The sequence below is a fragment of the Bartonella sp. AS69XJJH genome, assembly GCF_042195585.1.
GTDB lineage: Bacteria > Pseudomonadota > Alphaproteobacteria > Rhizobiales > Rhizobiaceae > Bartonella.
In genome coordinates, this window is sequence record NZ_JBHIOO010000092.1 from 1 (window position 1) to 1,220 (window position 1,220).

Here is a 1,220-nt window from a genome sequence, read left to right on the forward strand (position 1 = left end):
AGTTTTTCATCAAACTTTTTGACCTCATTAGACAAATGAGTGTTCACATTCTGGACACTCGTATCAAGACCCGCAAAGGCGCTGCCAACATCGTTATACGAATTACTTACTACCTGACCATCTTTAGCAACATTAGAGATGTTATAAGTCGGAGCTGTAAAAACACCTTCCTTGAAGGACGAACCACCACCAAAATATGTTGCAACATCACCACCCAATTTATGAAGCTGGTTACCCGTTATCGCATCCGTAGAACCATCATTAATGGCCCCATCTAAAAGAGATGTAAGCTTGCTATTGCTTTTGCCTTCTTTCTCTCCATGCGTCGCTACAAAGGCATGTGCAGTCTCACTCCAATTCAAGGAATCACTCTTTGCTTCAGAAATATCTTTGCTAATTTCATTCTTAATATTCGTAATAGAATTATTCACATTCGCGAAAGAAGTACCTACACCAGCAAAAGCTGTTGACACATCATGGTAGTCTTTATCTTCTGTTTTGCCATCTTCGTTCACGCTCTTAACCGTGAAGGTAGGAGCGCTCCATTGGCCATTCTCATACTGAGCACTACCACCTAAAGACTTCGCAACCTCACCACCCAATTTATGGAGCTGGTTACCCGTTACCGCATCCGTGGAACCATCCTTAATGACCCCATCCAAAAGAGATGTAAGCCTGCTATTGCTTTTGCTATCTTCCTTGCCATGCGTCGCTACAAAGGCACCTTTATCCTTATCCCACAACAATGCATCAGCTTGAGCGGTGGTAATCTCATTGGTAATCTCTTTATGAAGATCCGTGAATGAAGTTCCTACACCGGCAAACGCTGAAGCCACATCTGTATAGCTCTCCTCACTCTCACTACCATCAGATTTTATTATCTTAACTGTAAACTTAGGTGTACTCCATTGGCCATTCTCATACTGAGCGCCACCACCTAAAGACTGCGCAACCTCACCACCCAATTTATGAAGCTGATTACCCGTTACCGCATCCGTGGAGCCATCCTTAATGACCCCATCTAAAAGAGATGTAAGCTTGCTGTTAGCTTTCGCATCTCCTGCTCCATGCGTCGCTACAAAGGCATGTGCAGCGTCACTCCATAACAAAGCATCACCATTAACCGCCTGAGTAATATTACTGAGTTTTTCATCAAACTTTTTGACCTCATTAGACAAATGAGTGTTCACATTCTGGACACTCGTATCAAGACCCGCAAA

Annotated in this window: 1 pseudogene; it reads right to left on the reverse strand. The window is 43.4% G+C overall.

Features of this window, described 5'->3' with window-relative positions:
• Positions 1 to 1,178: pseudogene (locus tag ACFIK6_RS09850) on the reverse strand (hypothetical protein); the annotation flags it as partial.
• Between the last annotated feature and the right edge of the window lie 42 nt (positions 1,179 to 1,220).